Origin of the sequence: Flavobacterium macrobrachii, assembly GCF_014486675.1 — a bacterium.
Classification (GTDB): Bacteria; Bacteroidota; Bacteroidia; order Flavobacteriales; family Flavobacteriaceae; genus Flavobacterium; species Flavobacterium macrobrachii.
On the sequence record NZ_JACTAC010000188.1, the window covers coordinates 1 to 562 of the forward strand.

1 protein-coding gene is annotated in these 562 nt (G+C 38.3%); it reads left to right on the forward strand.

The window, feature by feature from the left end:
- The coding region (locus tag IAI56_RS15895; protein WP_187658783.1) for a DUF4397 domain-containing protein at positions 1-562 on the forward strand (562 nt) is incomplete at both ends.

Here is a 562-nt window from a genome sequence, read left to right on the forward strand (position 1 = left end):
CGGTGCAGGAACTATTGTTAATGATATATCTTACCCACAATTTGCAGGATATTTAGAATTGCCTAACCTAGATTTTGTTTTGGATGTTCGTGATGCAACTGGAACAACTACTGTAGCTAGATATTCAGCTCCACTACAAACGCTAAACCTTGATGGTGCAGCATTGACTGTAGTTGCTAGCGGGTTTTTAAATCCTGCTTCGAATAGTAATGGTCCTGCTTTTGGACTTTGGGTTGCTACTGCTGCTGGTGGAAATTTAATTCAACTTCCTCCATTTGTTGAGCCAACAGCTCGTTTACAAGTAATTCACAACTCACCTGATGCTATCGCAGCCGAAGTGGATGTGTATATCAATGGAGATTTAGCTCTAGATAATTTTGCCTTTAGAACTGCAACACCATTTATAGAATTACCAGCAGAAACTTCGATAAGCATTGATATCGCACCTTCTACTAGTTCTTCATCAAGTGAAAGCATATATAATTTAACAACTTCTTTAGCTGCTAATGAAACCTATATAATAGTTGCTAACGGAATTGTATCACCAACAGGATACAGTGTT